Here is an 8,850-nt window from a genome sequence, read left to right on the forward strand (position 1 = left end):
TGGCACGCTGTTGAGTTCTCAAGGAACGGACGCTTCCTTCGTACTCACCCTCTCGGGCTTTCCTCCGGGCAGTTTCCCTTCGGTCTTGCGTTTCCAACCTTACCAGACCGTTTTCCGTTCCGTTTCCGGTCGGGATTTTGATCCAGTAGCCGTTGGAGAGCTTCTGCCTATTCGATTGCCTTCCGGCTCTCTTTCGGCGAGTCCGACTTTATCAGAAGTTTTTGGCCGGACTTACCGGCCGTTCATTCCTGAGGTAATCGGGAAGCGGTCCTCAAGAATCCAAGTTCTCAAGAAACCCATAGATTTTCACTGTCGCCACCGAGCCTGTCCGGCTCTAGGCAACTGTTCTAATCTACCTCCCCACGCCCTCCGCGTCAACGGCTCTTGTGGGGCGAAGAGGAGACTAGCAGCCCCGCCGGTGTGTCTGCACATCAGGCAGCCGTGGGTACGACGGCACTGCGCTCGACCGCTTCGAGGTCGCCTGTCTCGCCGGCGCGTGCCGCGCGACCGCCGAGGACATAGACGTACGCGAGGAAGGCCAGTTCGGCGACGACCCCGATCGTGATGCGGGCCCAGGTGGGCAGGCCCGACGGGGTGACGAAGCCTTCTATGGCGCCCGAGACGAAGAGGACCAGGGCCAAGCCTATCGCCATGCCCAGGGCTGCTCGTCCCTCCTCGGCCAGTGCCGTGCGGCGGGAGCGCGGGCCCGGGTCGATGACGGTCCAGCCGAGGCGCAGGCCCGTGCCCGCGGCCACGAAGACGGCCGTAAGTTCCAGGAGGCCATGGGGCAGGATCAGGCCGAGGAAGGTGTCGAGGCGGCCGGCCGAGGACATCAGGCCGATGCCGACGCCCACGTTGAGCATGTTCTGGAAGAGGATCCAGACGACCGGGAGGCAGAGGAAGATTCCCAGGACCAGGCACATCGCGGCGGCCTGGGCGTTGTTCGTCCACACCTGGGCGGCGAAGGACGCGGCGGGATGGCTGGAGTAGTACGTCTCGTACTGGCCACCGGGGCGGGTGAGCTCGCGCAGTTCGTCGGGGGCCGCTATGGAGGACTGCACCTCGGGGTGCGTGCCTATCCACCATCCCAGGAGGACCGCCACCGCCGTGGAGATGAGCGCGGTGGGGACCCACCAATGGCGTGACCGGTAGACCGCCGCGGGGAAACCGTGGGTGAGGAAGCGGGTGACATCGCGCCAGGAGGCGCGGCGGGTTCCTGTCACGGCACTACGCGCGCGTGCCACGAGTTGGCTGAGCCGGCCGGTCAGCTGGGGGTCGGGGGCGCTCGACTGGATCAGGGAGAGGTGGGTGGCGGTGCGTTGGTAGAGGGCGACGAGTTCGTCCGCCTCGGCTCCGGTGAGGCGGCGCTGGCGGCGCAGTAGTGCGTCCAGGCGGTCCCACTCGGCGCGGTGGGCGGAGACGAAGACGTCGAGGTCCATCGTTTTGCCTGCTCCTCGGCTGTTCGTCGACTGCGCGTCGTGGGTGTCGGCTTGTCGTACTGCGGCGCGATGCCCCTTCAGCTTGGCAGACTGGCGGTTCCAGGGGCAGGTCAGGTGAAGGGCGGCAGGCGTGAGTGAGCTGGTTACGGGCGAGGCGGTGACGCTGGAGCTGCGTCCCGCGAAACTGCCCAGCAGGGCGCTGGCCGTGTTGCTCGACCTTGTTGTGGTCGGGTTGGTCTACACCGTCGTCACCATTGTTCTGGTCATATCCACGGCTTCGCTGGACGAGGCGGCGCAGTTCGCGCTCTCCATCGCCGCGTTCATTCTGGTGCTGGTGGGTGCGCCCATCGCGGTGGAGACGCTCAGCCATGGGCGGTCGCTCGGCAAGATGGCCTGCGGTCTGCGGGTGGTGCGGGACGACGGCGGGCCGATCCGGTTCCGGCACGCGCTCGTGCGGGGTGCGGTCGGTGTGGTCGAGATTCTGATGACGTTCGGGGTGGTGGCCTGTATCGCCTCACTCGTTTCGGCGCGGGGGCGACGGATCGGTGATGTCGTCGCGGGCACGCTCGTCGTACGGGAGCGGGTGCCCGTCGGTCGGACCGCCTTCGTTCCTCCGCCGCCGCCCTGGCTGTCAGGACGGTTCGCGGAACTCGATCTGTCGGCCGTGCCCGACGGGCTGTGGCTGGCCGTACGTCAGTACCTGACGCGTATGCGGCAGCTGGATCCGCAGGTGGGCTGGGCCATGGCCGAACGGCTCGCCTCGGACGTGGCGGCATGTACGGGGACTGCGGCGCCGCACGATGTTCCGCCGGCGGCCTATCTGGCGGCCGTGGTGCAGGAGCGGCAGGTGCGGGAGGCTCGGCGGGCGTTCGGGGGTGGGGCAGCTACCGGTGGGCCTGGTTCGTTCGGTCCTCCGGTGCGGCCTCAGGCCCCGCCTGCGGTTCCGTATCCGTATCCGCCCGCCGCTGTCTCCCTTCCCCTCCCCGCCCCGGTCACCGGAGCCGCGCCGCAGGACCCGGCCGCCGATCACCGCCCCTCCGGTGGGTTCGCGCCGCCTGCCTAGTCGGGGAACGCCGACGGCGGGGATTCGAGGTGTTCCAGCTCGATGCCCGGTGCGGACAGGACCACGTCGCCGGTGATGTGCACGGCGTGCTGTTCGCCCGTGTCCAGGGCTGTGACCTGGTATTCGTCCACGGTCAGGGGGCCGTTGTCAGTGGCGTGTGCTTCTCTCTTCACCAAGGCCCAGGACTGGTCCACGGTGCGCGGGGCGAGGACCGGGTCCGTGAGGGCTACGAGGCGTACGCGGGTTGCCGAAGAGGAGGGAGTGAGGCGCAGGAGGCGGGCGGTGGCGATCAGGAACGCGGGGGATGTGCCGGTGAAGGCGTGGGCGCGGACGTTGCCTTCGGTGGCGTGGGTTCCGGTGGGGTCGGTGCGGACCCAGGTGACGCCGTCCAGGGCGGCGCCGCGGACCTGCCAGCTCGACGCGTGGAGTTCGAGGCGGATGGGGCGGCCCAGGTCGTCGAGGGTGAGGTCGACGGAGCCGGTGTGGTCGCCCGAGGGGGCGGTCAGCTGGGAGACGTAGCGCCAGCCGGAGGGACCTGGGGCGCAGTGGAAGTGTTCTTCTGCGAGGGGGGTGTGGTCGTGCGGATCGTGGAGCGAATAACGGCCACGGGGCATGGGAGTCCTGGGTGTTCTCGGGCTGTTCCTTGAGCCTCGCAATGGGACAGGCCCCCGCCACGGGGGTGCGGGGGCCTGTCTCGGAGCGATGGACCTGCTGGTGGTGAGCGTGTCAGTGCACGGACGTGCTCACCACCGGCGGGGGTGTCGGCTCAGTAGCGGTAGTGGTCCGGCTTGTACGGGCCCTCGACCTCGACACCGATGTACGAGGCCTGCTCGGGGCGGAGCGTCGTCAGCTTCACGCCGAGCGCGTCGAGGTGGAGGCGGGCGACCTTCTCGTCGAGGTGCTTGGGGAGCACGTAGACGTCGGTCGGGTACTCGTCGGGCTTGGTGAACAGCTCGATCTGGGCCAGGGTCTGGTCCGCGAAGGAGTTGGACATCACGAACGACGGGTGACCGGTGGCGTTGCCCAGGTTCAGCAGGCGGCCCTCCGACAGCACGATGAGGACCTTGCCGTCGGGGAACTTCCAGGTGTGGACCTGCGGCTTGACCTCGTCCTTGACGATGCCCGGGATCTTGGCCAGGCCGGCCATGTCGATCTCGTTGTCGAAGTGGCCGATGTTGCCGACGATCGCCTGGTGCTTCATCTTGGCCATGTCGGCGGCCATGATGATGTCCTTGTTGCCGGTCGTGGTGATGAAGATGTCGGCCTTGTCGACGACGTCGTCGAGGGTCGCGACCTGGTAGCCGTCCATGGCCGCCTGGAGCGCGCAGATCGGGTCGATCTCGGTGACGATCACGCGGGCGCCCTGACCGCGCAGGGACTCCGCGCAGCCCTTGCCCACGTCGCCGTAGCCGAAGACGACCGCGGTCTTGCCGCCGATGAGAACGTCGGTGGCGCGGTTGATGCCGTCGATCAGGGAGTGGCGGCAGCCGTACTTGTTGTCGAACTTCGACTTGGTGACGGCGTCGTTGACGTTGATCGCCGGGAACAGGAGGGCGCCTTCGCGCTGCATCTCGTACAGGCGGTGGACGCCGGTCGTGGTCTCCTCGGTCACGCCGCGGATCTCCGAGGCGACCTGGGTCCACTTCTGCGAGCCGTCGGTGATGGTGCGGTCGAGCAGTTCGAGGACGACGCGGTGCTCGTCGGACTCGGCGGTGTCGGCCGAGGGAACCTTGCCGGCCTTCTCGTACTCGACGCCCTTGTGGACGAGCATGGTGGCGTCGCCGCCGTCGTCCAGGATCATGTTCGGGCCGCCGCTGGGGGTGTTCGGCCAGGTGAGGGCCTGCTCCGTGCACCACCAGTACTCTTCCAGGGTCTCGCCCTTCCAGGCGAAGACCGGGATGCCCTGGGGGTTCTCGGGCGTACCGTTCGGGCCGACGGCGATGGCGGCGGCCGCGTGGTCCTGGGTGGAGAAGATGTTGCAGGACACCCAGCGGACCTCGGCGCCCAGGGCGACCAGGGTCTCGATCAGGACGGCGGTCTGCACGGTCATGTGCAGCGAGCCCATGATCCGGGCGCCGGCCAGCGGCTGGGTGGCGGCGAACTCCTTGCGGATGGACATCAGGCCGGGCATCTCGTGCTCGGCGAGGGTGATCTCCTTGCGGCCGAACTCGGCCAGGGAGAGATCTGCGACCTTGAAGTCCTGTCGGGCGTCGACAGTCGTCATTACGGGCTGCTCCTCAGGGTTGGGGCGAGGTGGGTACGGCTGGTCTGCGCGGCAGCGGACACAGGGGTGCCCGAAGAGGGCACAGGCATGCCCGAGTACGCGCAGCACAGTCCGTCGGAGGCCCTCTCTCCCTCGGCCGGTCCGCGAGGGGACCGACCGACCGCCATCAGCAGCGACGTCTGGCTCCGTCCCAAGCTACACCTGTCGGCCCGGCCGTCCCCAGTCCGCCTGCGAACACATCAGGACAGATCGAGCACGAAGGGAAGGGAACTCAGTGGGCGGCAGGCGCGGCCGGGCCGCCCGGAGTTGCCTCGCGGTCGGAGCCCTTGGCGGCTTCCGTCTCGCTGTAGATGTCCGGTTCCAGGTAGATGACGCGGGCGATCGGGACGGCGGCGCGGATACGGGACTCGGCGGCGTTGATCGCGGTGGCCACCTCGGCGGCGGTGTCGTCGTGCTGGACGGCGATCTTGGCGGCGACCAGGAGTTCCTCGGGGCCGAGGTGGAGCGTGCGCATGTGGATGATGCCGGTGACGGTGTCGCCGTCGACGATCGCCTTCTCGATCGCCACGACCGCTTCCGTACCCGCGGCCTCGCCCAGCAGCAGGGACTTGGTCTCCACGGCCAGGATCAGCGCGATCAGGATGAGCAGGATGCCGATGCAGAGGGTGCCGATGCCGTCCCAGACGCCGTCACCGGTGGCGAGGGCGAGGCTGACGCCGCCGAGGGCCAGGATCAGGCCGACCAGCGCGCCGAGGTCCTCCAGGAGGACGACGGGCAGTTCGGGGGCCTTGGCGTGGCGGACGAAGTCCTTCCAGGACTGCTGGCCGCGCAGCGGGTTGGACTCCTGGATGGCCGTACGGAAGGAGAAGCTCTCGGCGATGATCGCGAAGACGAGGACGCCCACCGGCCAGTACCAGTGCTCGATCTCGTGCGGGTGCTTGATCTTCTCGTAGCCCTCGTAGATCGCGAACATGCCGCCGACCGAGAAGAGCACGATGGAGACGAGGAAGGCGTAGATGTACCGCTCGCGGCCGTAGCCGAAGGGGTGTTGCGGGGTTGCCTCACGCTTGGCCCTCTTGCCGCCGAGGAGGAGCAGGCCCTGGTTGCCGGAGTCGGCGAGCGAGTGCACGGACTCCGCGAGCATCGACGACGAACCGCTGAAGAGGAACGCCACGAACTTCGCTGCCGCGATCGCGAGGTTGGCGCCGAGTGCCGCCACGATCGCCTTGGTGCCGCCTGACGCGCTCATGTGTTCGCGTTGTCCCTTCGATACGTTCGATACGTACGCTGTCCCGGGCTTTGCCCGCCCTTTGCCGGTGGGCCATTGTTGCAGCACCCTCCGACAACGACGCGCCAGGTGGTGTCAGACGACGACCGTCGCCCGGAAGACCGTGCCGGGGCCCGACAGTTCGGCCTTGTCGTTCGCCGGCACGAAGACCGACCGGCCGGGGGCGAGTTCGATGTCCCCTATGCGGACCGAGCCCGCCGTGCAGAGCAGGATCTGCGGGGTCGGGAGGGTGAGGTCGCGGGCGGGGGTGCTCTCCGGGAGGACGTACCGGGAGAGGCGGAACTCGTCGATCGGGGTGTCGTAGACCTCTTCGCCGTCGGGGGACGCCTCCGGGCGCAGTACGCCGGGGTCGCTCGCCTCGAAGCGGACGATGCGCAGGAGTTCGGGGACGTCGACGTGCTTGGGGGTCAGTCCGCAGCGCAGGACGTTGTCGGAGTTGGCCATGATCTCGACGCCGAGGCCGTTGAGGTAGGCGTGCGGGATGCCGGCGCCGAGGAACAGTGCCTCGCCGGGCTGCAGTCGGACGTGGTTGAGGAGCATCGCGGCGATGACGCCCGGGTCGCCGGGGTAGTGGTGGGCGATGTCCGCGTAGGGCGCGTAGTCGCCGCCGAGGCGGGCGCAGGCGGTCGCGGCCTCGGTGACCGTGCGGGCCATGTCGTCGCGGTCGGCGCTGAGTACGGCCGTCAGGACCTCGCGCAGCGCCGCCTCCTCGGGGTGGGCGCGCAGCAGGTCGACGTACGGCTTGAGGGAGTCGACGTCCAGGGCCGCGAGGAGGTCGGCGGCCTGCGACGGGTCGCGGAAACCGCACAGGCCGTCGAACTCGGTGAGGGCGCAGATGAGTTCGGGCTTGTGGTTGGCGTCCTTGTAGTTGCGGTGCCCGGCGTCCACCGGGATCCCGCGGCGCTCCTCGTCCTCGTAACCCTCTTTCGCCTGGGCGAGGTTGGGGTGCACCTGGAGGGAGAGGGGGGCGCCGGCCGCGAGGATCTTGAGGAGGAAGGGCAGGCGGGGGCCGAACTTGGCGACGGCCGCCGCGCCGAGTTCGCCCTGCGGGTCCGCGTCGATGACCTCGACGAGTGTGCCGCGTCCGGTGCGCGAGGGGGCGCCGGGGTGGGCGCCCATCCACATCTCCGCCTGCGGTTCGCCGGTCGGCTCGGTGCCGAGGAGCGCCGGGATGGCGGTGGTGGAACCCCAGGCGTAGGGGCGGATGGTGTTGTCGAGGCGGTCCATAGCGGTCTTTCTGCGTGCGGGAGGCAGGTGAGGAAAGGAGTGGGGTGGTTCGGGGGCTGTTTTGGCGGTTCCTTGGTGTCAGGTTCCTGCCGTCAGCGCCAGGTACACCGCCGCGAAGTCCGTGGTGGCGATCAGTTCCGCCAGGTTCTCCAGTTCGGCGCCGTCCTCCGGTTCGAGTTCGCTGATCGCCGTGTCGTGGCCGAGGGCGAGTTCGCGGGCGGCGGGAGCGGCGCTGAGGCCGCCGGTCGGGCGGTCGCGGAGGAGGACCACGCGCGCGTGCAGGGCCGGTGCCTCGTTCACGCGGTCGCGGAAGAAGTCGTCGGGGTCGGCGCCCGCGGCGAGCCGGCTCGCGAGCAGGGCGCCGTGCGCGGCGAGCGCCTCGGGGAGTTCGGCGGCGAGCGCGGGGCGGCCGGCGAGTTCGGCGAGGGCGGCGGCGAAACGGCGGCCCGCGGGCCCGGCCGACGTGCCCTCGGTCCAGATCACCGGGAGGGTGTCCGCGAGTTCGGCGGCGAGGGTCTTGGCCGGATTGCTGTACGTCGCGATGGCCGGGCCGCATCGTTCGGCGATGTGGTCGAGGCGGTCGGCGACCTTCTCCAGGGCGTCCGGCGGGGCGGTGAGCAGGCCGGTGCGGTCGAGGAGGGCGAGCAGCGGGGTGAGCAGCGCCCACAGGACGGCGGGGGCGGATGCGGCGAGCGGCTGGTCCGCCTCCTCCTGCTCGTACGGGGCGGTCGCCATCCGGATGAACAGGCCGTGGGCCGCGCCCTGCACCGTCTCGGAGAGCGGGGTGCCGGCGGGCGCTACGGCGACGACCGTGCAGCCTCGGCGGTACGCGTGCTCGGCGAGCAGGGACAGGCCCGGTTCGGCGCCGTCGGGGGTGGCGATCAGGAGCAGGTCCACGGAGCCGGCCCAGCCCGGCAGCTCCCAGCGCAGGGCGCCTGCCGCGGGGGCCACGCCGGTGGGGGCCAGGCGGGTGACGGGGGTGGTGGCGCCGGCGAGGGTGCCGAGGAGGTCGGCCACGCAGGTCGCGGCGGCGCCCGGGCCCGCGATCAGGACGGCGCGGGGGCGGCCGTCCGGTTTCAGGTCGTTGATGCCCGCTTCGGCCGCGTGGCGGGCGGCGGTGCGGACGCGGGCGCCTGCTTCGGCGGCTCCGCGGAGGAGGCCGCGGTGGTCTGCTTCCGCCAACGCCTCGGGGGCGTCGAGCAGCGATTCGTCGAGCATGGGTGGCACCTCCGATCGCCGGGGCGGGGTTACGCGGGGCGTCGGGCCTCGTCGACGAGCAGTACGGGGATTCCGTCCCGGACGGGGTACGCCAGGCCGCAGTCCTGGCCTGTGCAGATCAGCTCGGTGTCCTGCTCCTTGAGGGGAGCGTGGCAGGCCGGGCAGGCGAGGATCTCCAGGAGGCCGGCTTCGAGCGGCATGTGGTGTCCCTTCGGGGGGTGCGGTGATGTGGCCTGGTCAGGGTACCGCCGTGGGGGGCGGGGTGGCGGGGCGTGGGTAGGGTGCGGGTGGTTGGGGTTTTCGCCCCCGCCGCCCCTACCCGTCCCATCCCTGGGGGCTGCGCCCCCAGACCCCCCTTTGTCGCGCTGAACGCGCTCGTCCTCAAACGCCG

At 70.0% G+C, this 8,850-nt stretch carries 8 protein-coding genes; 1 reads left to right on the top strand and 7 read right to left on the bottom strand.

All coding sequences use genetic code 11. The features are described 5' to 3' along the window. Positions 1 to 431 precede the first annotated feature (431 nt). Positions 432 to 1,439, bottom strand: a complete 1,008-nt coding sequence (locus ACWCRB_RS47310) for a stage II sporulation protein M (RefSeq protein ID WP_451001991.1) — start codon at positions 1,437 to 1,439, stop codon at positions 432 to 434. A gap of 130 nt (positions 1,440 to 1,569) precedes the next feature. Between ACWCRB_RS47310 and ACWCRB_RS47315 the strand changes: the two genes are divergently transcribed. Next, a complete protein-coding gene (locus tag ACWCRB_RS47315) occupies positions 1,570 to 2,502 on the top strand; it encodes an RDD family protein (RefSeq protein WP_451001992.1) in 933 nt (310 codons plus the stop codon). On the opposite strand, the gene ACWCRB_RS47320 is transcribed toward ACWCRB_RS47315, so the two are convergent. From ACWCRB_RS47320 to ACWCRB_RS47345, 6 genes are all read right to left on the bottom strand, one after another. Next, a complete protein-coding gene (locus tag ACWCRB_RS47320) occupies positions 2,499 to 3,116 on the bottom strand; it encodes a hypothetical protein (RefSeq protein ID WP_451001993.1) in 618 nt (205 codons plus the stop codon). The genes ACWCRB_RS47315 and ACWCRB_RS47320 overlap by 4 nt on opposite strands. A 152-nt stretch (positions 3,117 to 3,268) precedes the next feature. Then, a complete protein-coding gene (gene ahcY / locus ACWCRB_RS47325) occupies positions 3,269 to 4,726 on the bottom strand; it encodes an adenosylhomocysteinase (RefSeq protein ID WP_451001994.1) in 1,458 nt (485 codons plus the stop codon). Between the two features lie 271 nt (positions 4,727 to 4,997). Beyond that, the gene (locus tag ACWCRB_RS47330) at positions 4,998 to 5,975 is read right to left on the bottom strand and encodes a cation diffusion facilitator family transporter (RefSeq protein WP_451001995.1); all 978 of its coding nucleotides are present in this window, start codon (positions 5,973 to 5,975) and stop codon (positions 4,998 to 5,000) included. Between the two features lie 114 nt (positions 5,976 to 6,089). Continuing rightward, the gene (gene manA, locus ACWCRB_RS47335; protein ID WP_451001996.1) at positions 6,090 to 7,241 is read right to left on the bottom strand and encodes a mannose-6-phosphate isomerase, class I; all 1,152 of its coding nucleotides are present in this window, start codon (positions 7,239 to 7,241) and stop codon (positions 6,090 to 6,092) included. A gap of 78 nt (positions 7,242 to 7,319) precedes the next feature. After that, positions 7,320 to 8,459 carry an SIS domain-containing protein gene (locus ACWCRB_RS47340; protein ID WP_451001997.1) on the bottom strand — a complete coding sequence of 380 codons (1,140 nt, stop codon included), beginning with the start codon at positions 8,457 to 8,459 and terminating at the stop codon, positions 7,320 to 7,322. Between the two features lie 29 nt (positions 8,460 to 8,488). Next, positions 8,489 to 8,659, bottom strand: a complete 171-nt coding sequence (locus ACWCRB_RS47345; RefSeq protein WP_007382472.1) for a Trm112 family protein — start codon at positions 8,657 to 8,659, stop codon at positions 8,489 to 8,491. Positions 8,660 to 8,850: the final 191 nt, after the last annotated feature.

This window comes from Streptomyces sp. NPDC002156 (genome assembly GCF_053593675.1).